The organism is Vibrio sp. 5S239 (genome assembly GCF_041439575.1).
GTDB lineage: Bacteria > Pseudomonadota > Gammaproteobacteria > Enterobacterales > Vibrionaceae > Vibrio > Vibrio kanaloae.
Map to the genome: position 1 here is coordinate 197,422 of NZ_JBGOOM010000003.1, position 24,391 is coordinate 221,812.

At 45.2% G+C, this 24,391-nt stretch carries 15 protein-coding genes; 5 read left to right on the top strand and 10 right to left on the bottom strand.

Annotation, left to right across the window (positions count from 1 at the left end):
- Nucleotides 1-2 precede the first annotated feature (2 nt).
- From ACED48_RS04410 to ACED48_RS04420, 3 genes are all read left to right on the top strand, one after another.
- Nucleotides 3-1,925 (top strand): beta-N-acetylhexosaminidase, encoded by a 1,923-nt coding sequence (locus ACED48_RS04410; protein WP_017056643.1) that lies wholly within the window; start codon nt 3-5, stop codon nt 1,923-1,925.
- A 145-nt stretch (nt 1,926-2,070) separates the two neighbouring features.
- Nucleotides 2,071-4,476 carry a GH36-type glycosyl hydrolase domain-containing protein gene (locus tag ACED48_RS04415; protein WP_017056642.1) on the top strand — a complete coding sequence of 802 codons (2,406 nt, stop codon included), beginning with the start codon at nt 2,071-2,073 and terminating at the stop codon, nt 4,474-4,476.
- A 74-nt stretch (nt 4,477-4,550) separates the two neighbouring features.
- Nucleotides 4,551-5,963, top strand: coding sequence for a phosphoglucomutase/phosphomannomutase family protein (locus tag ACED48_RS04420; protein WP_017056641.1), 1,413 nt, complete (start codon nt 4,551-4,553; stop codon nt 5,961-5,963).
- A 149-nt stretch (nt 5,964-6,112) separates the two neighbouring features.
- Here the strand turns inward: ACED48_RS04420 and ACED48_RS04425 are convergent, their stop codons facing one another.
- From ACED48_RS04425 to hrpB, 10 genes are all read right to left on the bottom strand, one after another.
- Entirely contained in the window at nt 6,113-7,141 is a 1,029-nt protein-coding gene (locus tag ACED48_RS04425) for an ABC transporter ATP-binding protein (protein WP_017056640.1), read from the bottom strand.
- Nucleotides 7,141-8,766, bottom strand: coding sequence for an iron ABC transporter permease (locus tag ACED48_RS04430; protein ID WP_017056639.1), 1,626 nt, complete (start codon nt 8,764-8,766; stop codon nt 7,141-7,143). Before ACED48_RS04430 ends, ACED48_RS04425 begins: the two co-directional genes overlap by 1 nt.
- Nucleotides 8,767-9,012: 246 nt before the next feature.
- Nucleotides 9,013-10,026: a Fe(3+) ABC transporter substrate-binding protein gene (locus tag ACED48_RS04435; RefSeq protein WP_017056638.1), complete on the bottom strand. Its 1,014-nt coding sequence runs from the start codon at nt 10,024-10,026 to the stop codon at nt 9,013-9,015.
- A gap of 294 nt (nt 10,027-10,320) precedes the next feature.
- A complete protein-coding gene (locus ACED48_RS04440) occupies nt 10,321-11,550 on the bottom strand; it encodes an ammonium transporter (protein WP_017056637.1) in 1,230 nt (409 codons plus the stop codon).
- 27 nt (nt 11,551-11,577) lie between these two features.
- The gene (glnK, locus tag ACED48_RS04445) at nt 11,578-11,916 is read right to left on the bottom strand and encodes a P-II family nitrogen regulator (RefSeq protein ID WP_017056636.1); all 339 of its coding nucleotides are present in this window, start codon (nt 11,914-11,916) and stop codon (nt 11,578-11,580) included.
- A gap of 219 nt (nt 11,917-12,135) precedes the next feature.
- Nucleotides 12,136-12,504 (bottom strand): YacL family protein, encoded by a 369-nt coding sequence (locus ACED48_RS04450; RefSeq protein WP_017056635.1) that lies wholly within the window; start codon nt 12,502-12,504, stop codon nt 12,136-12,138.
- A 283-nt stretch (nt 12,505-12,787) separates the two neighbouring features.
- On the bottom strand, nt 12,788-15,376 hold the full coding sequence (gene acnB, locus ACED48_RS04455) for a bifunctional aconitate hydratase 2/2-methylisocitrate dehydratase (protein WP_017056634.1): 2,589 nt from the start codon (nt 15,374-15,376) through the stop codon (nt 12,788-12,790).
- Between the two features lie 271 nt (nt 15,377-15,647).
- Nucleotides 15,648-17,981, bottom strand: coding sequence for a patatin-like phospholipase family protein (locus ACED48_RS04460; protein ID WP_017056633.1), 2,334 nt, complete (start codon nt 17,979-17,981; stop codon nt 15,648-15,650).
- A gap of 38 nt (nt 17,982-18,019) precedes the next feature.
- Nucleotides 18,020-20,419, bottom strand: a complete 2,400-nt coding sequence (gene mrcB, locus ACED48_RS04465) for a penicillin-binding protein 1B (RefSeq protein ID WP_029627019.1) — start codon at nt 20,417-20,419, stop codon at nt 18,020-18,022.
- A complete protein-coding gene (gene hrpB / locus ACED48_RS04470) occupies nt 20,416-22,854 on the bottom strand; it encodes an ATP-dependent helicase HrpB (RefSeq protein WP_017056631.1) in 2,439 nt (812 codons plus the stop codon). The genes mrcB and hrpB overlap by 4 nt, the downstream gene beginning before the upstream one ends.
- A 94-nt stretch (nt 22,855-22,948) precedes the next feature.
- Here hrpB and sfsA point away from each other — a divergent pair, with 94 nt between their 5' ends.
- Together sfsA and dksA are read left to right on the top strand one after the other, a co-directional pair.
- Nucleotides 22,949-23,692, top strand: coding sequence for a DNA/RNA nuclease SfsA (gene sfsA, locus ACED48_RS04475; RefSeq protein WP_017056630.1), 744 nt, complete (start codon nt 22,949-22,951; stop codon nt 23,690-23,692).
- Nucleotides 23,693-23,827: 135 nt separating this feature from the next.
- Nucleotides 23,828-24,274, top strand: coding sequence for an RNA polymerase-binding protein DksA (gene dksA / locus ACED48_RS04480; RefSeq protein WP_004738189.1), 447 nt, complete (start codon nt 23,828-23,830; stop codon nt 24,272-24,274).
- The last annotated feature ends 117 nt before the right edge of the window (nt 24,275-24,391 follow it).

The following is a 24,391-nucleotide window of genomic DNA, read 5'->3' on the forward strand; positions in this document are numbered from 1 at the left end:
ATATGAATTATCGCATCGACTTAGCTGTTCTTTCTGAACAAAAAAATAACTGTCGATTTGGCCTTACGGTACATAACTTAAGTGACCTCGACGTAAAAGATTGGTCTCTGCACTTTGCATTTGATCGATTCATCCTTCCAGAGAGTTTATCGCAAGGAGAGCTGACTCAAGTTGGCAGCTTTTGCTCGTTCACACCAAGTTCGTCAGTGTTAAAGGCCAACAACCATTACTACCTTGAATTCAGTATTCAAAGCGCACCATTCCGCTTCTATTCGGATGGCTTGAATGATGCCTTTATCCAATCGTACTCAAAGGGAGAAGCCTCTGTTCTGCCGGTGGCTATCTCTCCAATAGTGCTAGCATCTCCTTATAGTGAACGTAGTCAACTTCCAGCAGTAAGCGCTTCAAGGCTAGCTCTCATCCCACGTCCAAACAAGCTCAAGGTTGATCAAGGTCATTTTGAACTAAACAGCAATTGTAAAGTTGAGATTAAATCTCACCTTGCAGACAACGCCGTGACTTGGTTAGAACAAGAGTTGCTCTCTACCTTTGATTTATCTCTAGTTACCGAGAATAGCGGCAACATTCTATTTCGTAATAACCCAACTTTAGATGAAGCCGAGTACAAACTAAATATCACCTCACAACACGTTAATATTGAGTCTGGTAGCCAGTCTGGCTTTATCCATGCCGTCGCTAGCTTAATACAATTAATTGAGCCGTCGGGTAGTACTCGTTTTTCTCTTCCATGTTGCAAAATCGCCGACCAACCTCGCTTTAAGTACCGCGGAATGATGTTGGACTGTGCTCGTCACTTCCACTCTGTGGAGCAAGTGAAGCGTTTGATCAACCAATTGGCGCAGTACAAATTCAACGTTTTTCACTGGCACCTAACCGATGATGAAGGCTGGAGAATTGAGATAAAGAGCCTGCCACAGCTAACAGAAATTGGCGCTTGGCGTGGCCCTGATCATGCATTAGAACCGCAATACACCCACATTGCTGACAACTATGGCGGCTTCTACACACAACAACAGATTCGCGAAGTCATTGAATATGCAGAGCAACGCAGCATCACGGTGATCCCAGAGATCGATATTCCGGGACACTGCCGTGCCGCAATCAAATCACTGCCTGACATGTTGGTAGAGCAAGCTGACACCACTCAATACAAGAGCATTCAGCACTACAACGACAACGTCCTAAACCCAGGTTTACCAGGCACTTACCAATTTCTAGATGCAGTTATTGAAGAAGTCGCAGAGCTGTTCCCGAGCGAATTAATTCACATGGGTGCAGACGAAGTGCCACCGGGAGTGTGGAGCAACAGCCCTGCTGCTCAAGCGTTGATGAAAGAGCACCAGTACCAAGACAGCAAAGACCTACAAGGTCACCTATTCCGCTATGCCGAAAACAAGCTTAAGCAACTCGGCAAACGCATGGTCGGCTGGGAAGAAGCACAGCACGGCGACAAAGTGAGTAAAGAGACCATCATCTACTCATGGCTCAGTGAAGAAGCGGCTGTCAATTGCGCTCGCCAAGGCTTTGATGTGGTGTTGCAACCTGCACAGTTTACCTATCTCGACATGACCCAAGATTATGCACCGGAAGAACCGGGCGTAGATTGGGCTGCCGTTATCCCATTAGAACAAGCTTATACCTACGAAGCACTTGCTGAGATATCCGACACCGATCCAATTCGTAAGCGGATCCGCGGAATTCAGTGTGCTCTATGGTGTGAGATCGTCACCAACCAAAAGCGTATGGATTACATGGTATTCCCAAGAATTAGCGCTTTAGCTGAAGGATGTTGGACACATAAAAACAACCGAAACTGGCTAGATTACCTATCTCGCCTAAAGGGGCATCTGCCATTACTCGACAGACTCAATGTTGATTATCGCAACCCTTGGAAAGCTCAATAAAACAAACCAAAGCGACACTCACATCGAACGGTTGCTGACTTAAATTAAGTTGCTGACTCAAATTAAGGTGCTCAGTTAGATACGACTCAGCATCACTATTTAAAAATTAGCTGCATTGATGCAGTTTGTTAAAAAGGAAATGACAATGAAATACGGCTATTTCGATAACGACAATCGCGAATACGTCATCACTCGCCCTGATGTACCAGCACCTTGGACCAACTACCTAGGTACTGAAAAGTTTTGTACTGTAATTTCGCACAATGCGGGCGGTTACTCGTTCTACAATTCTCCGGAATACAACCGTGTTACTAAGTTCCGTCCAAACGGCACATTCGACCGCCCAGGACACTATGTTTACCTGCGTGATGATGATACGGGTGATTACTGGTCTATCTCTTGGCAGCCAGTGGCAAAAAGCCTAGATGAAGCGAACTACGAAGTTCGTCACGGTCTGTCATACTCAAAATTCAAATGTGAATACAGCGGCATTACCGCAACTAAGACTCTCTTTGTGCCTAAGGGTGAAGATGCAGAAGTTTGGGACGTTGTATTAAAGAACAACACTGACAAGCCAAGAACCATCAGCACTTTCTCGTTTGTTGAGTTCTCTTTCAGTCATATTCAATCGGATAACCAAAACCATCAGATGTCTTTGTACTCTGCGGGCACGTCTTACCAAGAAGGTGTTCTGGAATACGATCTGTACTACAACACTAACAACTTTGAAGGCTTCTACTACCTAGCTTCAACTTTCTCGCCAGACAGCTACGATGGTCAGCGTGACAACTTCCTTGGCATGTATCGTGATGAAGCTAACCCAATTGCAGTTGAAAACGGTAAATGTTCTAACAGCGCTCAAACCTGTTACAACCACTGTGGTTCTCTACATAAACAATTCACGATTCAACCGGGTGAAGAAGTTCGCTTTGCGTATGTACTTGGTATAGGTAAAGGCAACGGTGAACGCCTACGTGAGAAGTACCAAGACACAGCAAACGTAGACGCCGCTTTCCAAGGCATCAAAGATCACTGGGACGAGCGTTGCAACAAATTCCAAGTTAAGTCGCCAAACGAAGGCTTAGATACAATGATCAACACGTGGACGCTATACCAAGCGGAAACCTGTGTGGTTTGGTCACGCTTTGCATCATTCATCGAAGTTGGCGGTCGTACTGGTCTTGGTTACCGTGATACGGCGCAAGACGCTATTTCAGTACCTCATGCCAACCCACAAATGACCAAGAAGCGTATTATCGACCTGCTTCGCGGCCAAGTGAAAGCGGGCTACGGTCTACACTTGTTCGATCCTGACTGGTTCGATCCAGAGAAAGCCGACGTTGAGCCATCAAAATCACCAACGGTTGTTCCAACACCGTCAGATGACGACAAGATCCACGGCATTGAAGACACATGTTCTGATGATCACCTATGGATCGTTCCGACCATAATCAAATACGTAATGGAAACCGGTGAGCACGACTTCTTTGATGAAGTGATCCCATACGCAGACGGTGGCGACGCGACAGTTTACGAACACATGAAAGCGGCACTGAACTTCTCTGCTGAATACGTGGGTCAAACGGGTATTTGTAAAGGCCTTCGTGCTGACTGGAATGACTGTTTGAACCTAGGTGGCGGTGAATCGTCAATGGTTTCATTCCTGCACTTCTGGGCGCTACAAGAATTCTTGGACCTTGCTAAGTTCCGCAATAATGACGCTGACGTTGCTAAATACACTGAAATGGCAGCGAATGTTCGCGAAGCGTGTGAAACGCACCTTTGGGATGACGAGGGTGGCTGGTACATCCGTGGTCTAACTAAAAATGGCGACAAGATCGGTACCGCTCAACAAGCTGAAGGTCGTGTACACCTTGAGTCAAATACGCTAGCCGTTCTATCTGGCGCGGTATCTCAAGAACGCGGTGAGAAAGCGATGGACGCTGTTGATGAGAACCTATTCTCTGAATACGGCCTACACCTAAACTCTCCTTCATTTGCAACACCAAACGATGACATCGGCTTCGTAACTCGCGTTTACCAAGGCGTAAAAGAGAACGGTGCAATCTTCTCTCACCCTAACCCATGGGCTTGGGTAGCAGAGGCGAAACTTGGCCGTGGTGACCGTGCGATGAAATTCTACGACGCACTAAACCCGTACAACCAAAACGACATGATTGAAACGCGTTACGCAGAACCATACTCGTACGTGCAGTTCATCATGGGTAAAGATCACCAAGACCACGGCCGTGCAAACCACCCTTGGTTAACGGGTACGTCGGGTTGGGCTTACTTCGCGGTAACCAACTTCATTCTTGGTGTCCGTACAGGCTTTGAAGGCTTAACAGTTGATCCTTGTATCCCGACTGATTGGCCAGAGTTCGAGGTTACTCGTCAATGGCGTGGCGCGACTTACAACATCAAAGTGCAAAACCCGAATGCAGTAAGCAAAGGCGTTGCCTCTATCACTATCAATGGTGAGTCAGTTGAAGGCGCAATCCCAGTACAAGCAGAAGACAGCGTGAACGATGTTATCGTTGTTCTAGGCTAGTCACGCAATTTAACGAACAGCTCTTGTCTCAAGTCTTTACAGGCTTGAGACAATGAGACTAAAAGGATTTTCTAATGATTAAATTTGGTACAGGTGGCTGGCGCGCTTTCATTGGTGAGGAGTTCACTAGAGAAAACGTCCGTTTGGTAGCGCAAGCACTCGCTAACATCATCAACAACGAAGATGCAGCCAAGAATGGGTTTGTGATCGGCTATGACCGTCGCTTCCTTTCCGATAAAGCCGCATGTTGGTTTGCAGAAGTACTTGCGGCGAACAACATCAAAGTAAGCTTCATCGATAAGTTTGTTCCAACACCTATCGTGATGTTCCAAGCAAAAGAGATGGGCTGCACCTACTCGGCGTGTATTACCGCTTCTCACAACCCCGCTGATTACAATGGTATTAAGGTGTTCATTGAAGGCGGCCGCGATGCCGATGAGATCATCACAGAGAAGATCGAACAGCAAATCGCAACACTGACCAACGAAGATGTTATCCGCGTCGATTTCGAACAAGCATTAAACGACAAAGAAATCGAGATCATCAACCCGATGAACGACTTTGTTGATTCAATCATCAACTTCATCGATATCGATTCGATCAAGAAAGCTAACCTACGTGTACTGATTGATCCAATGTTTGGCGTGGCAAAAAATGCGCTGCAAACAGTGCTGATTAACGGTCGCTGTGATGTCGACGTCATCAACGATGGCAAAAACCCAGATTTTGGTGGCTTGATGCCATCGCCAAATGCTGCAACGCTCTATCGATTGAAGCACTTAGTTGCGGCTGAAGGTTACGACATTGGTATTGGTACTGATGGCGATGCCGACCGTTTAGGCATCATTGATGAAAAAGGTCACTTCATTCACCCTAACGAAGTGCTGCTACTTCTTTACTACTACTTATTGGAATACAAAGGCTGGAAAGGTTCTGTGGTTCGAAATATCGCAACCACACATCTATTGGATAAAGTGGCGGCAGATCATGGAGAGAAGAGCTTTGAGGTTCCTGTAGGCTTTAAGCATATCAGCTCGCAAATGGAAGCTGATGATTCTCTGATTGGCGGCGAAAGTTCGGGTGGTTTAACTATTCGAGGCCACATCAAAGGTAAGGATGGCGTATTTGCTTCAAGCTTACTGGTTGAGATGATCAGTGTGACGGGCAAGAAGCTGTCTGAATTACTTGATGAGATTTACTCTAAGTATGGCTATGCGTATACAGCGGAAGGGGATTGCAAATTCAAACCTTCAGAGAAAGAAGCGCTCTACACAAAAATCTACGTAGAGAAACAACTGCCTGAGTTTGAATACGAAATTGAAAAAGTCAGCTATGAAGATGGCGCTAAGGTGTACTTCAAGAATGGCGGCTGGGTCATTGCTCGCTTCTCAGGAACAGAGCCGTTACTACGAATCTTCGCAGAAATGGAAGATAAAGACACTGCAGAACATGTTCTTCAAAAAGTGAAAGACTTCCTCTCTCTATAGGCTTATAGAGTGCAGCAGTTTTGTATGGGCTTAACAAATCACTGCCTTGTTAAAGCCTATAAGTGAAGAACCCTTGCCCAGTACTTTGATTAAAGTGCTGGGCTTTTTTATCGCGATTCTTGTAACGATTAGTATCGCGTTATATCTCTTTAAAAAGCCAATACGCCTTTGGTATCTACTTTTACGTTGACCGGCATACCCACTTCAAGTGCTTCTGACGAGGTTGCTAATAACTTTTGACCATGCGCTTCGATGACATAACGACAGTGATCGCCCATAAATTGCTGCTCTAACACTGAAATAGCACTGTCTTGTTCATAACTAGCTTGAATATGCTGTGGTCTTAAAAGAAGCTCACACGCACTGCCGAATTTGATCTCCGTTTGCGGTTTGGCTTCAACCATACCCAAACTGGTTTCAAATTCATGCTCTGAAATACGCTGTGCATTAAGGTAGCTACCACCGCCCAAAAAGTCTGCAACGAACTTACTCGAAGGATGGAAATATAACTCAGATGCCGAACCATACTGTTCAATCACACCATGGTTCATTACTGCCATCTTATCTGCAAATGCGAACGCTTCTTCACGGCTGTGAGTTACGAAGATTGCTGTGACACCCTGCTTCTTAAAAATCTTACGAATCTGAGAAATCAACTCATGGCGAACCTGAGTATCGATGTTTGAGAATGGTTCATCTAACAGTAGTAAGTCTGGCTTATATGCCAAAGAACGAGCAATCGCCACTCGCTGCTGTTGACCACCCGAAAGTTGGTGTGGATATCGGTCACCGAATTCATCTAAATGAACCAACTCCAACATCTCTTGGACCTTCTCTTTCTTTTGATGTTCAGAGAGATCTTTCAAGCCAAAACCGACATTCTGGTTGACCGTCAAGTGCGGGAACAAGGCGTAATCTTGGAAAATCATACCGATGTTTCGTTGTTCTGGTGGCAACCAACGCTCACCATCATCGATGGTTTGACAGTTTAAGCTCATTACGCCGCGACTCAATGGAAGTAAACCCGCAATCGCCTTAAGCAAGGTGGTTTTTCCGCAGCCACTTGCACCAAGCAGACAAACAATTTCACCATGCTCAACTTCTAAAGAAAGCGCTTCCAAAATGGTTTGCGACTCATACTTACACGTCAGCTCTTTAATTGATAATGCACAACTCATTAGTGTTTCTGCTCCAAGGAACGGTTTACGATGATCAGAGGAATTAAACCCACCAACACCAATAATACAGCAGGCATCGCCGCCAATTCTAGGTGCTCATCTGAGGCATAGTTATAAACATAAGTCGCCAATGTTTCGAAATTGAAAGGACGTAACAGCAATGCCGCATTTAACTCTTTCATTGATTCGATAAACACCAATAAACCAGCGATCAGCGCGCCGCGCTTAATCAAAGGTAAATGAACACGACGCAACATCTGGTTGGTATTGCAACCCATGGTTTTAGAAGCCATATCCAATGAAGGAGATACTTTACTTAGGCTACTTTCGATACTACCAATAGCAACCGCCGAAAAACGCACCACCATGGCAAAGATAAGCGCGAACATGGAACCAGAGAAAATAAGTCCTGGTCGCCCCCACTCCATCACTTTTGCGATGTCATTGACCAAGTGATCCATAAACAACACAGGTACCATCACGCCAATCGCTAATACGGTGCCTGGCACGGCATAACCCATTGAAGCAAGTCTCATGTAAGCCTGATTTTTCTTACTTGGGCTAACACGCTGATTAAAATTCACAATCATCGCAATGATAACGCCAATAATCGCCGCAACTACAGACACATAAAGGCTGTTAACGGCGTACTCTCTGAATTCAGGCGTCCAGCTTTGTGCGAAATATTTGTAGGCATAGATCATTAACTGGCCAAGAGGGAACAAGAATGCAACGCACACTAATCCCCAACACCAGAACAGTGCCAACCATTTTCTCCAACCGGAAAGATCGTAACGAAAATCTTCGCGACTGCTGAATTGATTCTGGAACAGTTTCTGTTTACGACGGCTATATCGCTCGGTACTCAATAAGAGAATGACGATCACCAACATAATTGCCGATATCTTTGCAGCGGCTGTTAGGCTCGAATAGCCCAACCAAGTATCGTAAACCGCAGTCGTTAAAGTATTTACCGCAAAGTAACTCACGGTACCAAAGTCACCTATGGTTTCCATCGCAACAAGAGACAAACCTACCGCCATTGATGGACGAACAAGTGGTAAGGAGATACGACGGAAACTTTCCCAAGGTGAGCATTTTAGCAAACGGGCGGATTGCAATAAGGAGACGTTTTGTTCCATGAATGCTGCACGGCACAACAAATAAATATAAGGATAAAGGACGAGAGATAGAACAATAATAGCGCCCGACAAGGTTCTAATATCCGGGAACCAATACTCTCCTGGTCCCCACCCAGTAAGATCTCGCAGTAGAACCTGAACAGGGCCAGCAAAGTCGAACCAATCAGTAAAGATATATCCAACGATATAGCCTGGCATTGCTAATGGCAGGACGAGTGCCCACTGTAAAACACGCTCACCCGGCACACGGCACATTGCCATAATCCAAGCAGACGGAATACCAAAAACTAAAGACAGGAACATGGTTCCTATGACTAAAACCACCGTATTGTAAGCATAGGTGGGCATCACTGTGGACATCAGATGAGAAAATAGCTCATCAGTTTCTCCAACAGCCGTCGTAAAAATTGCTAAGACAGGTAAAACCAGCAATACAGCAATGATGACGCTGCTGGTGTTCCATAAATAATTCTTCTCTTTCATCGCCTAACTACAACGAGGCTTAATGAAACACAAATGCATTTGCAAATACATCTCATATCCTTTTAATGGTGGGGGTATTTATACCCATATACTGTAATGACTTCAAGGTGAGATGCTCATAACTCAGAGGATTAACGGCGAGCTTTGTATCAAAAAGTGACTTTCAAAAAACAAACAACCCCAAGTGGCCAAAAAGTGGCGACTTGGGGTTGTGATTTTTTGCGGGCAAAAGCCTAAAAGAATAAGTTATAGATCGAACTTAACTTCGTCTAATAGCTTGATTGCAGCAGCGTGGTGGTCAGCGATCTGGTCTAGAGAAATTGTATCAGCTTTGAATTCACCCCATGAAGCAACAAGCTCAGAAGGTTTAACGTCTGCTTTCACTGGGTATTCGTAGTTCACTTCTGCGTACATGCTTTGTGCTGTGTTACCAGATAGGAATTCCATTAGCTTAACGGCATTCTCTTCATTTGGAGAGTATTTAGCCATTGCCATACCAGAGATGTTTACGTGAGTACCCGTTGTCTCTTGGTTAGGGAAGTTAATGTAAACAGCGTCAGCCCAAGCTTTTTGCTCTTTATCGTTAACCATCTTACCTAGGTAGTAGCTGTTGCCAAGAGCAACATCACATAGACCTTCTTTAATCGCTTTAACTTGTGCACGGTCGTTACCTTGAGGCTTACGTGCTAGGTTTGCTTTTACGCCTTCTAGCCATTCTTTCGTTTCAGCTTCACCTTTGTGAGCAATCATCGAAGATACTAGAGAAACATTGTATGGGTGCTTACCGCTACGTGTACAGATTTTACCTTTAAATTCAGGCTTAGTTAAATCTTCATAAGTGAACTCTTCACCTAGGCGACCAACACGGTCACGCGAAGAATAAACGCTACGTGTACGAGTTGTTAGAGCAAACCACTCGTTAGCAGTATCTTGGTATTGAGCAGGAATGTTCTTTTCCAGCACATCACTTTCAACAGATTGAACTAGATCTTGTTTAGTAAGTTCAGATAGACGGCTGATATCGACAGTTAATACAACGTCAGCTGGGCTGTATTCACCCTCTTGTGCTAACTTCTCTGCTAAACCTTTTTTAGCAAACTTAACGTTTACTTTAATGCCAGTCTCTTTCGTGAATTCCTTGAACATTGGCTCAACTAGGAATGGTTGACGGTAAGAGTACACATTTACTTCCTCCGCAGCCATTGCTGTCGGAGCAATTACACTACACGCTAGAGCTGAAAGTGTTAGCAGTTTCTTCATTGTAAAGTCCTTTATATCGAAATGATAATGTCTATCAGTTGCGTTATTATATTCATCAATAACATAATTACAATGACGACCGACAAAAAAACACTCAGTTCAGCATCTTAAAACTCGCACTTTTGTAACAATATATTACAACCATTCTCATCACAATTTCTAGTTGAACACTTAGCCTCGCTTGATATATCACAGCCTGAGCCAGGCGACTATAAATAGTAAAGCCCTACAACCATGAGTTGAAGGGCTTTACTTTACAGCTTAACTTTTCAGATCAGGCGGTTACTGCTGATCTTACTTTACTGATACAAACTCTGGGTAAGCGCCTACACCACAATCGTGCATGTCCATACCTTCAAGTTCTTCATCTTCAGTGACGCGAATGCCGATTGTTGCTTTAAGCACAGCCCATACCGCTAGGCTCGCACCGAATACCCAAGCAAAGATGACTGCAGCACCCAGTAGTTGAGCACCAAATGTTGCATCAGCGTTGCTTAGTGGCACAGCCATTAGACCAAAGAAACCACACACACCGTGTACAGAGATAGCACCTACAGGATCATCAATCTTAGCTTTATCTAGAGCAATGATACTGAATACCACTAATGCACCAGATACTGAACCAATAGCGACCGCAAATAATGGAGAAGGAGATAGTGGATCTGCCGTAATAGCAACTAAACCAGCTAATGCACCGTTCAGTACCATTGTTAGGTCTGCTTTACCCCAAGTTGTCTTACATACTAGTAGTGCTGCAATGGCACCCGCTGCTGCTGCCGCATTTGTATTCAGAAAGATTTGACCAACTGCTGTCGCATTCTCAAAATCTGAAACCATAAGTTGAGAACCACCGTTAAAACCAAACCAACCGAACCAAAGAATGAAGGTACCTAATGTTGCTAGTGGCATATTTGAACCAGGAATTGGATAGATTGCACCATTTTTCCCGTATTTACCTTTACGAGCACCTAATAGTAAAACACCAGCTAACGCTGCTGAAGCACCAGCCATGTGTACAATACCTGAACCAGCGAAGTCACTGAAACCTGCTTCAGATAGGAAACCACCGCCCCAAGTCCAGTAACCTTCCATCGGATAGATAAACGCTGTTAGTACAACAGAGAAGATTAGGAATGACCAAAGCTTCATACGCTCAGCAACCGCACCTGAAACGACAGACATTGCTGTTGCGACGAATACGACTTGGAAGAAGAAATCAGACTCTAGAGAGTGATCTGCACCTTCACCCTGCGTACCAATTAAAGCACCAAACGAAGGTAACCAGCCGCCTTCACCATTGTTTACATACATGATGTTGTAGCCAACCACTAAGAAAGTCGTACAAGCAATGGCATACAAACAGATATTCTTAGTTAAAATTTCCGTGGTGTTCTTTGAACGAACTAAGCCAGCTTCTAACATCGCGAAGCCTGCTGCCATCCACATTACCAACGCACCCGAAATGAGGAAGAAAAAAGTGTCTAGTGCGTAACGTAGTTCCGTTACTGTTGTTGTAAGTTCCATATTAAAGTCTCCAGTCCTTGTAATTCTTTAAAGTGCTTCAGCATCCATTTCACCAGTACGAATTCGTACGGCTTGGCTTAGGTCATACACAAAGATTTTGCCATCACCTATTTTTCCGGTGTGTGCCGCTTGGCTAATTGCTTCAACAACTCGGTCAACATTCTCTGCTTGGGTTGCAATCTCTATCTTTACCTTCGGTAGAAAATCAACTTGGTATTCCGCACCACGATAAAGTTCAGTGTGACCCTTTTGACGACCAAAGCCTTTCACTTCAGAAACCGTCATACCTTCAATGCCCACATCAGAGAGGGCTTCACGTACATCGTCTAATTTGAATGGCTTAACAATGGCATTTATTATTTTCATATTCGTTCCTTAAATTCTTCAGTAATCCGTTAGTTCTCTTCTTACAATCCAAGTAGCGTGCCAAAAAAATAAACCATTGATATTAAAGGGGATAAAATAAACAAGGCCGTAATAACAAAAAAGACCGCACCAATTCGGTGCAGCCTTTTCACTATCTTAATGCGTGACGCGATTGTTGCTCCAGTTTTGGGCAACGGGAACCTTAAAAGCCCGAAACAGCTAGTAACCTAAGAAATCCATCCAACGATCAATGAGTAGCTCGAAATCATCGATTCCACAGCTTGCCTGGCTTTCACAGTTATAGAAATCAAACTCACTGCCTTCTTCCATCTCTTGATCGTGGCCGAGTACGTTTTCTTGAATCGTGACTTCATCTTCATTGATCGCTAGGCTGATCTCTTTACCGAGTAGCGTCACCTCATTACTCAGATCCTGTCGGGAGCGATCAATAAGTGCCATCACATGATCTAATTTCTGCTTATCTTTACCGATCTCTTCTTGAAGCCAACGGCCAACAATCTCATGGCCCATGCTGCATTTCACATAGTATTCACCCATTAGAGTGTTTCTAACAAATTCGAATTCCATAAGGCTCCAAAGCTCTAATAAAAATAAGGCTCAATAAATAGGTAGTAAAAAAATGAGGCGAGAGTATATAGCGAAGTCATCAAGAGATCGAGTCGCTCGTCGTCCAGTATTCGGACATAAAAAAACGCCTACCGAAGTAGACGTTCTATCATTTGGGTTCCTCTAAATAGTTGGAGTTGCAGTTAGGCGACAAGTTCGTTCATCCCTATGAGCATAGAAGCTCTATGTGATTAGGGTGAACGTACGCAGTCAACAACGCTGCAGCTACAAATATAACGAGGAACTAAGCTGGTTCTTGGAAGATAACCGTGTCTGCTTTTTCCGTGTACTGACCCATTTTATGGAAGTTCAGGTAACGGTATGTATCAGCAGCCGTTGCATTAATCTTCTCAGCGTACTCTAAGTACTCTTCTTTGGTCGGGATGCGGCCAAGAATCGCACCAACAGCTGAAAGCTCAGCAGACGCTAGGTAAACGTTCGCACCGTTACCCAAACGGTTCGGGAAGTTACGCGTAGACGTAGACATTACCGTCGACTTGTCCGCGACACGAGCTTGGTTACCCATACACAGAGAACAACCCGGAGTTTCGATACGTACCCCAGCACGGCCGAAGATGCCGTAGTAGCCCTCTTCTGTCAGCTGGTCTTTATCCATCTTCGTTGGCGGAGCCACCCATAGGCGAGTATTTAGTGAGCCGTTAAACTCTTCAAGCATCTTACCTGCTGCACGGAAGTGACCGATGTTCGTCATACAAGAACCGATGAACACTTCTTGAATCTCAGTACCTTGAACGTCAGAAAGAAGACGAGCATCATCTGGATCGTTTGGTGCACATAGGATTGGTTGGTCGATGTCAGCAAGATCAATTTCAATAACATGAGCGTATTCAGCATCTGAATCAGCAGACAGTAACTCAGGGTTTGCTAGCCACTCTTCCATTGCAGTAATACGACGCTCAATAGTACGCACATCACCGTAGCCTTCAGCTATCATCCACTTAAGCATCACGATGTTCGAGTTCAAGTACTCAGAGATAGACTCTTCAGATAGCTTAACCGTACAACCTGCAGCTGAACGCTCTGCAGATGCATCAGACAGTTCGAATGCTTGCTCAACAGATAGGTGCTCAACGCCTTCAATTTCTAGTACACGACCAGAGAATTCGTTGATCTTACCGGCTTTCTCTACTGTTAGTAGACCTTGCTTGATACCATATAGAGGAATCGCATGTACTAGGTCACGTAACGTGATACCTGGCTGCATTTCACCTTTAAAACGAACCAAGATAGATTCAGGCATATCAAGCGGCATAACACCGGTTGCAGCTGCAAATGCGACCAAGCCAGAACCCGCAGGGAATGAAATACCTAATGGGAAACGAGTATGCGAGTCACCACCTGTACCAACAGTATCAGGAAGCAACATACGGTTTAGCCATGAGTGGATTACACCATCACCCGGGCGAAGTGAAACACCCGCACGGTTCATGATGAAATCAGGTAGCGTATGGTGAGTGTTTACATCAACTGGTTTCGGGTATGCAGATGTGTGACAGAAAGACTGCATAACCAAATCAGCAGAGAAGCCAAGACATGCAAGGTCTTTAAGCTCATCACGCGTCATAGGACCGGTCGTATCTTGAGAACCGACTGTCGTCATTTTAGGTTCACAGTACTGACCAGCACGCACACCTTCAACGCCGCATGCTTTACCTACCATCTTCTGAGCTAGCGTGTAACCTTTGTCAGAAGCAGAAGGGTCGATTGGTTTAGCAAACAGATCTGTTTCAGCTAAGCCAAGAGAATCACGAGCTCGACCTGTAAGGCCACGACCGATGATCAGTGGAATACGACCACCAGCACGAACTTCATCTAGAAGCACTTTGCTAAGTTCGAAGTTTGAAATCACAGAACCGTTTTTGTGAACAACACCTTCGTACGGGTAGATATCAATAATATCGCCCATGTTCATGTCTTGTACGTTCAGTTCAATAGGTAGTGCGCCTGAATCTTCCATTGTGTTATAGAAGATTGGAGCAATTTTACCACCTAGACAAACACCACCAGTGCGCTTGTTTGGTACAAATGGGATATCTTCACCCATGAACCAAAGCACTGAGTTTGTCGCAGATTTACGTGAAGAACCGGTACCAACAACATCACCAACGTAAGCCAGTGGAATGCCATCTTTTTGTAGTTCTTCAATTTGAGTAATTGGACCAACGTTACCCTGTTCGTCAGGAGTAATGCCTTCACGCTCCATCTTCAGCATCGCTTTGGCGTGCACTGGGATATCAGGACGTGACCATGCATCTGGCGCTGGAGATAGGTCATCGGTGTTCGTTTCACCAGTGACTTTAAATACTTTAACAGTGATTTTTTCTGCTACTTTATCTTTCGCTGTAAACCATTCAGCATCAGCCCAAGATTGAAGTACTTGTTGTGCAGCTGCATTGCCAGCTTTCGCTTTCTCTTCTACGTCGTAGAACGCATCAAACATCAGTAGAGTATGAGACAATGCTTTAACAGCGATTGGAGCAAGTTCAGCATCATCAAGTAGAGATACTAGAGACTCGATGTTGTAACCGCCTTGCATAGTTCCAAGCAGCTCAGCCGCTTTTTCTTTACTTACTAGTGGAGAAGCGACTTCGCCTTTTGTGATAGCCGTGAGGAAGCCAGCTTTTACATAAGCAGCTTCATCAACGCCTGGTGGAATGCGATTTTCTAGTAGGTCAAGAATGATTTCTTCTTCACCTTGGGGTGGATTCTTCAGAAGTTCAACTAGGCCAGCTACCTGCTCAGCATCTAGTGGTTTTGGAACAACTCCTTCGGCAGCACGCTCTGCGACGTGTTTACGGTAGGCTTCAAGCACGACTTTTTCCTCTCATTGCGGTTCACTTCTTACCTTCATAATTATTAGTAAAATAAAGAAGTGGACATCCTTGGAAACTTGGCTCTCCATTGCCATTTTTGTCATTCAATTTGTATTGATGAGCGGCGTCATAGAGGCCAAACTGTGGGCGGTAGAATAGCAAATTTAACGTTAAATTAAAATCTTATCATTTTGACCAACATAGCAAGTTAAGACGAAAGTCTTACTATTTTTACCTATTTACGCAGTTAAACACATCTCCCACTCATGTTTATTTGTAAGACGTTCCAATAATTAAGTAGACCGAGTCGTAGTTACCTTCAGTTCGTCCATAAGCCAAAATAACGGGCCCTATTGGGGAGTCTACTCCAGCAAAAACTGAACCAGCCGTGAACATTGGCGCTTCATCAATGCTCAGCTCATTGTTAGACCATACTCCACCATGTTCTATCGATGCACCTATATAGAATGGAGACTCAAACAAACCAAAGTCGTTTTCAAACCACTTGTATCGATAAGTTAAGCTGCTGTACGCTAAGTTCTGGCCTATTAGGCTGTTTCTTGGAATACCGGATAAATTCAGGAATCCACCAAGCTCTTTCGGATCAATGGGAAAAACAGAGTTTTTGCTTTCGACCATACCAAAATCCAGCTTTGCGACTAAAGTATGCTTCTCAATACTTTGTGCAGCCATGAAGTTTGCTGAAAACTCATAAACAGTATCACTATTCGATGTTAAATCAGAATCCCCAAGCGAACTGTCATTTTCAAAGTCATCATGAGAGACAAGGTACTCTAAATCGACAAAGTAACCCTTGGTCGGCAAGCTGAAGTTATCCAAAGTATCCAGTCGGTAACCCATAAATCCACCAAGACGCTTGAAGCCACCGCTGCCCAGTGAAGGTAACGAAGATACCTCAATATCCCCATCAGTATAACGAAGACCAAATTTCAGTTCTTGCCACAATGTAGGTTGATAGCCTAATGCCAGTTCACCGATATATTCACTATACGTCATTGGGAGATAATCTTTCGTTACGTCCAGTGTCGGTTCTTCAATATCGTCAATATCTGCCGGTAGATTTCGGTTCTCTTTGCTATAAACAACCGATGCTGAAGTGAACAATTTTTGACTCGAAAAGAATGGCGAGAAAAGCTCGGCTTCAATTCTCTTATCAGTCCCCATCTCGACATTGGTTCTCAACTCAGCACCATGTTGATTAATATCGGTAAAGTTGGCAGAGATACCGATCGAGTATTGGCTTTCTGTAGAGAAGTCATCTTCAAGAAAGAATCGAAAATTGAGGTAGTTTGGGCCCCAAGACTTTTCATTAACATCCACTTGTAGCTGCTCTTCGCCATCAACAGTCTCAAATTCATAAGTGACCAACTCAAACCTATCTAATGCATAGAGATCTTGTACTTTAGATTCAATTTCACTGGTTTTCAGAACCTCACCAGAATCGAGATTTAAACGGTTTCCAATCAGCTTATCTGAGTAATGGGTGTTGTTATTGATAACCACTTTGTCGACCACAGTTTTGTCACCGTGTTTAAGCTGTCTACGAGCCTTCTGTTTATCATCAATATAGTGTTGGTAGTCCGCATAGGAGAGCGACAACTTGGAAAGCTGATCGGTATACTGCTTAGCTTCCTCGTATCCGGCATGGTAAGCCGTCGGCATTTTATCGAACTCTGTCGTTTCCATTTGTCCAACATCGGGACGCAAGAACACATCGTCCTCCGTTAACGTAGCGGCTTGATCTTGAGTACTACGGCGAACAAGGTAATTAGAGAGTTGATCGGCGGCCGCTAGAAAATTGGTGTAGTCTTCCATACCTTTATAGTTAGTACTAATATCAACGGCGATAACGATGTCAGCGCCCATCGCTCTTGCAACGTCAACAGGCATATTATTGGTCACGCCGCCATCAACGAGCATTCGCCCCTCGACTTCATAAGGCGGAAGCGCTCCGGGCACCGACATACTGGCCATCATGGCATCAACAAGATAACCATGCTCGATGACCACTTCTTCAAGAGCAATAATGTCCGTTGCGACTGAACGATAAGGGATAGCAAGGTGATCAAAAGAGTCTATCGGGGCTAAGTTACCCGTAGTCTCACGTAGAATACGCAGCATATTCTGACCTTGCACCACACCTTTACTCGCTTTGACTTCTCCCCAACCTAATCCTAGGTCGGTGTTTAGCTGATAGCGGTCTTCATATTCTTTATCACTTACTCGGCGATCACTACGGTTAACACGATCTCGGTAACCACGATTCCAATCCACCGTATAAATAAAACTTTCAATCTCGTCGGCACTCATTCCTGTCGCATACAATCCACCAACGTAAGAGCCCATGCTGGTACCGGTAATATAATCCACCGGAATTCGCATCTCTTCTAAGGCTTTAAGCACCCCAATATGAGCAGCACCTTTTGCTCCCCCACCAGCAAGCACCACAGCAACCGTTGGCCTTTGACCCACTTGTTCAGCCTGCTGAGACTCATCAACCTTCACTGCTGTATATGCAAACAGCTGAAAACTGATCACAGCACTGGCGATGCTCAAGCCACTCACTAACCAACGAGAAATCATTCTTTAAACTATCCTTGTCATTGTTTACTGCTGCGACTTTACCACTGAAAAAGCTTTTTTAGCCACTGTTTTGGTTGACTTTCACAGCCCTTCTTAATATTTCCGTTCTCATCCCACACCGGCAATTTAACAGCGCCATCACAGTCTAACTCTAAGGCACCATCTGACGTTCGGGTAAAACTAGCTGTCGCGACTCCTGTTGGCCACGGCAGTAACAATTGTTCAGGTGTTCTCTGCTTTAAGTAATCAGCATAAACACGTAACGCACCACTAGAACCGGTTAGCTTTGTTGGTTTATTGTCATCACGCCCTAGCCAAATAGTAGTCACTTCACGGCCATCGACCCCAACAAACCAACTGTCTCGGCTGTCGTTACTGGTGCCCGTTTTACCGGCCAAACCTGCCCATGCAAACTGACCTTGTAAGAAGCGACCTGTGCCTTCCGACACCCCTCGCTTCATTGCATAAGTCGTTAGCCAAGCCGCTTGCTGATCAACACTTTGCGATACGCGAGGAATCGATTGATATAAAACCTCACCGTCATTATCAACCACTGAACGAAGTGCCGATAACGGCGCGATACGCCCAGAGTTAGTAATGGTTTGGTACATCTGCGCGACTTGGAACGGAGTCAGTGAGAATGAACCCAAAAACATCGACGGCACTGGGCGTATCTCATTTTTATCGACACCCAGCTTTCCAATCGTATCTGAGACACTATCAATGCCTAGCTGCATCCCCAACCGAACCGTGGGCACGTTATAAGATTTCGAAAGTGCCACATACAAAGGCACCTCACCGCGAAACTTACGATCGAAGTTTCTCGGGCTCCATACGCTGCCTTTACTGCCTTTCAAACTGAGTGGAGAATCCATCAAAGTCGTCGCAAGCGTGTACTTTTGTGGCTGTTCCAATGCTGTCAGATAAATTGCAGGTTTCACCAGTGAACCAATAGGGCGGCTCGCATTCAGAGCACGGTTGAAGCCATCGTAGCCAGTACGCTTCCCCCCTACCATCGCACGGATCTCACCGGTATTCCTATCGACAGCAATCGCCGCGGCTTCAAGCTGATTACCTCCAGTTTTGGATAACTCAGGCACCTTACGTGCTATGGACTTTTCTAATTGGTCTTGAGAAACCGGGTCCAGAGAGGTAAAAACTCGTATCCCTTTCTTGGCTTCAAATCGCTCACCCACATATTTTTTCAGTTCAATGTTGACCTGTTGAAAATACGCTGGCTGACGGCTCGCAATACGAGGATTATCTTGGATATCCAAATCACGGCTTGCAGCTTCTTCATACTGTTTCGGTGTCAGTATGTCTTGTTGCATTAGCAAACGAAGTACCAAATCACGACGAGCTTTAACACGCTCAGGGTAACGAACGGGGTTATAATACGATGGTCCTTTCACCATTCCGACAAGCAACGCTAATTGGTCAATACGAAGCTCTTGAATAGGTTGACCGAAGTACAAGCGCGAAGCCAAACCGAAGCCATGGATGGCTTGACCGCCATTTTGTCCTAAGTAAACCTCGTTCAAGTAAGCCTCTAAGATTCGGTCTTTGCTATAGCGATGATCCAAGATCAGAGCAATATAGGCTTCACGAACTTTACGCCACAATGTGCGCTCACTGGACAAGAACAGGTTTTTTGCCAACTGTTGAGTCAGCGTACTGCCCCCTTGTACCGTTCGCCCCGCTTTAACGTTAACCACCATCGCACGAGCTATCGCTAACGGGGACACTCCATCGTGCTGATAGAAGTTTCGGTCTTCGGTTACCAATAGTGCATCAACCATTACTTCAGGGAACTGATTACGTTTTAAGAACAAACGCTGTTCCTCGTTACTCTTCTCAAGCATGCCAAGCATTTTCGGCTCTACACGCAGGTAACCCATGTCACCTTTCCTCTCTAGCGACTGGATTCGAGTTAATTCGTTGCCATTAAAGTGCAGCATCACATGACGATCGGCTTCTGGCCCATCGACAAACTCAAACGGACGACGAATCATCTCAATCTTGGTTGAAGAGGAAGAGTACTCACCCGGATGACGAGGAGAGTTCACCTTACGGTAATTCAGTACATCCAGTTCATTCTTTACCTGGACTAAATTCACCGCTGTACCTGGAGACAGATCCAACACACGTGCATAAACCACGGTTGGCAAATCAAACAGTTGGCCTTCAAATCGCTGTTTGACTACAGAGTCTAGGTAAATACCAACAAACAACAACAGCGCAGCCAAGGCTAAACCCGCTTTCCAAGTAATCCCCCACAAGATTTTCAACCAACCTCGGTTGCCCGATTTTTTAGCTCTTGGCTTGGTCTTCTTCGCGGCAGCTCTCGGTTTTCGAGGCTTGGCTTTGGTCGCAGGTGACTTCTTTGCTGGCGCTTTTTTAGGTGGTGCCTTTTTGGGCGTTAACATTTTGGTCATCATCGGTTCAACTGTCGTTTGGTTTTAGTGGTTGCTACATGGTTAGCAGGATCATCAGGCCAAGGATGTTTTGGGTAACGGCCTTTCATCTCTTTTTGTACTTCTTTGTACGCGCCAGCCCAAAAGCCAGCTAAATCTTGAGTAATTTGCAATGGTCGCTGCGCAGGAGAAAGTAACTCAAGCACGACTTTTTTACGACCTTGCGCTATCAAGGGTGAGTCTTGTTCACCAAAGACTTCTTGCATTCGCACCGAGATCACAGGCTCCGATTGATATTGGTATCGAATCGCTTTTTTACTGCCTGTAGGCATCACGTAATGCGTCGGTAGCCATTGGTCGATTTCTTGATTCAATGGCCAACCAAGGTACGCCGACAGTGCTTGTTCAATTGACACATTCGACAACCCTTTTGCTGACTTAATGCCATTCAAATACGGCGACAACCAGGTATCTAGATGTGCAATTAGACTAATCTCATCCATTGCAGGCCAATCATGCTCCGGCATCCAAAGCTGGGCACAACGTACGCGTTCAACTAGCTGCTTCGCGGCGGGCGTCCAATGTAAACGATCAAGACCACACCGAGCGATATAATTGAGTAGTGCTTGGCTTGCCTGATTCGCACTCGGCTCAGGTAAGGCTTTGGTGCTGATAATCAGTTTACCCAAAGACACTCGCTGCTCAGCAACCAAGCGGCCACGCTTCTCATCCCAATCCGCATAATCTGAACAGACGAAGAGTTTGGGAAACGCTTCTTCTAACTGCGCAATATCGACAGCGGTTGCCAAGAAAACTTGACTGGCTCGTCCTGTGCTGCGCATCAAATCAATCACCACAATGTAATCATTGTTCGCCAATGGATCATCATCACGAACTTCAGCGCCGTGACCATTCGCAAGAAGGAAAGCACTGCCAGTCGCACTTCTCGCCTGAGCTATTCGGTCAGGGAATGCAAAACAAAGCACTAATGGTAACAATGATTCATCAAGTTGTGACAAATCTACGTGATGATTGAGTTTACTGGCGAGACTTTTCGCTCGCTGCATCACTACGTTGTTTTTCGAGTGCTTTCTTTGCTCAAGTCGGTGCAACGAATGTTGAATATCGGTGACGTTGCGTTCAGGCTCTTCAAGTAAAGCTGCGGCGACAATCGCGACATTCAGCAAAGTTTGGCTGCCCTGTTGCGCTTTTATCAGCATGCTGGCGATACGAGGCTCAAGACCTAAACGCTGAGCTTGTTTACCTAGCGCCGTAAATTGGCCATTACTGCCTAATAACTCAAGGCGTTGCAGCAGTTGCTTGGCTTGTTCAATTGAAGCGCGTGGCGGAACGTCTAGCCATTGCAACTCGTCTGCACTTGCAGCGCCCCATTGCGTCAGTTCAGCCACCAGCGAAGAGAGATCCGAATAGAGGATTTCAGGCTCCGGTACAGCGGGTTGCTGCATTAACTGCGTTTCGCTGTACAAGCGAACACACAAACCTTCTTCAATTCGCCCAGCACGGCCTGCTCGCTGTTCAGCAGAAGACTGGGAGATTTTCACTTGCTCAAGCTTGGTGATGCCGGTTTTCAAATCAAACTTGGCGACTCGTTCAAGACCAGAATCCACCACTAACCGAATGCCCTCAATGGTCAGAGAGGTTTCCGCTATATTGGTGGCCAACACCACTTTTCGACGCCCTTTATCAGACGGTGCGCTCGCTTTCTGTTGTTGAGGAAAGCTGAGTTGACCGTACAAAGGACACACATCGATATCGTTAGAGAGTTTTTCTAGTTGAGACTCCACCTGCTTAATCGCAGACACCCCAGGTAAGAATGCCAACAACGAACCGGATTCCTTCTCCATCAAAGAGCGAATCACGCTAGCCATTTTAGGGGCTAAGTACTGATTGGTATTAAGAGGCTGATAACGGAACTCAACCGGAAAAGTACGACCTTGGGATTCAACGTATTTGGCATTGGGTAATAAAGACTGCAAAGCTTGTTGGTCTAATGTCGCCGACATCATCACCACTTTTAGATCGTCACGCAACGCCTCTTGGATCTCTAAACTAAAAGCGAGAGCAGTATCCGCATGAATGCTGCGCTCGTGGAACTCATCGAAGATCACCATATCGACCCCGCTCAATTCAGGGTCGGTTTGGATCATTCTTGTCATGATCCCTTCGGTAACGATCTCCAAACGAGTTGCACTGCTGGTTTTAGATTCACCACGAACTCTAAAACCTATGCTCTCCCCTACCTTCTCTCCTAGTTGGCTCGCCAAGTAAGTGGCAATATTCCTAGCCGCCAAACGCCTAGGTTCAAGCATGATTATTTTGCCTGGAACAGCATTGGTTTTAACCAGTTGCAAGGGGAAAAATGTTGACTTACCTGCACCGGGAGCGGCCTTTAGAATAAGTTGAGTGTGTGTTTCTACGCCAGCGAGCAGATCTGGCATCACAGCTTCTATGGGCAGTTGTGGCAATGGGAGAACCTTGTGGTGTAATGTTGGCAGCATTGTACATAAAAACCGACCTCTCTAAATAAGTAATATGCACTTCAATCCGCCATTAGAGCCAGCGACTCTTATTAAACGCTATAAACGTTTTCTTACTGACATCAAACTTCCTGACGGCAGCGAGCGTACGATTCATTGTGCTAACACTGGAGCGATGACGGGATGCGCGACACCTGGCAACACGGTGTGGTACTCAACATCAGATAACGCCAAACGAAAGTACCCAAACAGCTGGGAGATCTCAGAAACAGACAAAGGTCACCGTATTTGTGTAAATACTGCGCGAGCAAACCAGCTAGCAGTGGAAGCAATTGAAAATGGGACTATAGTTGAACTCTTAGGCTACAACGCGTTACGAACTGAAGTGAAATATGGCAGTGAGAATAGTCGAATCGACATTCTGCTTGAAGATAACGAAAAGCCGCCTTGCTATATCGAAGTGAAAAGCGTCACTTTGCTCGACGAACAGTTAACGTCAACTAAGCAAGAATCATCAACCAAAGGACAAGGTTTTTTCCCTGACGCTGTGACAACCAGAGGCCAAAAACATCTGCGTGAACTCACAGAAATGGTCGAATCTGGAAATAGAGCCATACTTTTATTCACTGTTTTACATTCAGGTATTGAAAAAGTGTCTGCGGCACACCATATAGACGCCAAATATTCGTTATTACTAAAACAAGCACAAGACGCTGGAGTTGAAGTGCTTTGCTATAAAGCAGAGCTCAGCAGTACTCAAATACAACTAAAACAAGCTGTTGAATTTATCAATAGTTGAACAAAGATGCAGAACTAATCACATTGATTGCAAGTTTGAATAAGAGTATTTGCCACCATTCGTTCTTTCTGCTATAGATACCCGCCTTAAAATTAGCTGCTTTGCAGTTGACTAGGTGTAAATAGGAGATGCTGTATGCCAGAATCTAAGAAAAAAGCGCTAGGCATCCTAGCCATCGCAGGTGTTGAACCGTACCAAGAAAAGCCCGGTGAAGAGTACATGTCACCTGAGCAAACGGAACATTTTACAAAAATTTTAGCAGCTTGGCGCAACCAGCTCAGGGAAGAAGTTGATCGTACTGTGCACCATATGCAGGATGAAGCGGCGAATTTCCCAGACCCAGTTGACCGCGCTTCTCAAGAAGAAGAATTCAGCCTAGAGTTACGTAACCGTGACCGTGAGCGTCGTCTTATCAAGAAAATTGAAAAGACACTAGACAAGATCGAAGAAGATGATTTCGGCTTCTGTGATTCTTGCGGGATCGAGATCGGCATCCGCCGTCTTGAAGCTCGTCCAACCGCTGACCTTTGTATTGACTGTAAAACGCTTGCAGAGATCAAAGAGAAACAGATGCAAGGTTAATTCTTGCGGATGTAAAAAAGGGAGCTTTGGCTCCCTTTTTTGTTGGCCATATCCGCTCAAACTTTCATAGACTTGATAGCAAATAGCAACTTTAAAGCTGAGTTCTATGCATTAAAC

What these genes read in the sequence shown, in the direction of transcription:
- dksA (WP_004738189.1), top strand. Translation starts at nt 23,828, where the DNA reads ATGCCAGAATCTAAGAAAAAAGCGCTAGGCATCCTAGCCATCGCAGGT.
- ACED48_RS04430 (WP_017056639.1), bottom strand. Translation starts at nt 8,766, where the DNA reads ATGAAAGAGAAGAATTATTTATGGAACACCAGCAGCGTCATCATTGCT.
- hrpB (WP_017056631.1), bottom strand. Translation starts at nt 22,854, where the DNA reads ATGCCAGATCTGCTCGCTGGCGTAGAAACACACACTCAACTTATTCTA.
- ACED48_RS04450 (WP_017056635.1), bottom strand. Translation starts at nt 12,504, where the DNA reads ATGGAATTCGAATTTGTTAGAAACACTCTAATGGGTGAATACTATGTG.
- glnK (WP_017056636.1), bottom strand. Translation starts at nt 11,916, where the DNA reads ATGAAAATAATAAATGCCATTGTTAAGCCATTCAAATTAGACGATGTA.
- sfsA (WP_017056630.1), top strand. Translation starts at nt 22,949, where the DNA reads ATGCACTTCAATCCGCCATTAGAGCCAGCGACTCTTATTAAACGCTAT.
- ACED48_RS04415 (WP_017056642.1), top strand. Translation starts at nt 2,071, where the DNA reads ATGAAATACGGCTATTTCGATAACGACAATCGCGAATACGTCATCACT.
- ACED48_RS04425 (WP_017056640.1), bottom strand. Translation starts at nt 7,141, where the DNA reads ATGAGTTGTGCATTATCAATTAAAGAGCTGACGTGTAAGTATGAGTCG.
- mrcB (WP_029627019.1), bottom strand. Translation starts at nt 20,419, where the DNA reads ATGATGACCAAAATGTTAACGCCCAAAAAGGCACCACCTAAAAAAGCG.
- ACED48_RS04420 (WP_017056641.1), top strand. Translation starts at nt 4,551, where the DNA reads ATGATTAAATTTGGTACAGGTGGCTGGCGCGCTTTCATTGGTGAGGAG.
- ACED48_RS04440 (WP_017056637.1), bottom strand. Translation starts at nt 11,550, where the DNA reads ATGGAACTTACAACAACAGTAACGGAACTACGTTACGCACTAGACACT.
- ACED48_RS04435 (WP_017056638.1), bottom strand. Translation starts at nt 10,026, where the DNA reads ATGAAGAAACTGCTAACACTTTCAGCTCTAGCGTGTAGTGTAATTGCT.
- ACED48_RS04410 (WP_017056643.1), top strand. Translation starts at nt 3, where the DNA reads ATGAATTATCGCATCGACTTAGCTGTTCTTTCTGAACAAAAAAATAAC.
- ACED48_RS04460 (WP_017056633.1), bottom strand. Translation starts at nt 17,981, where the DNA reads ATGATTTCTCGTTGGTTAGTGAGTGGCTTGAGCATCGCCAGTGCTGTG.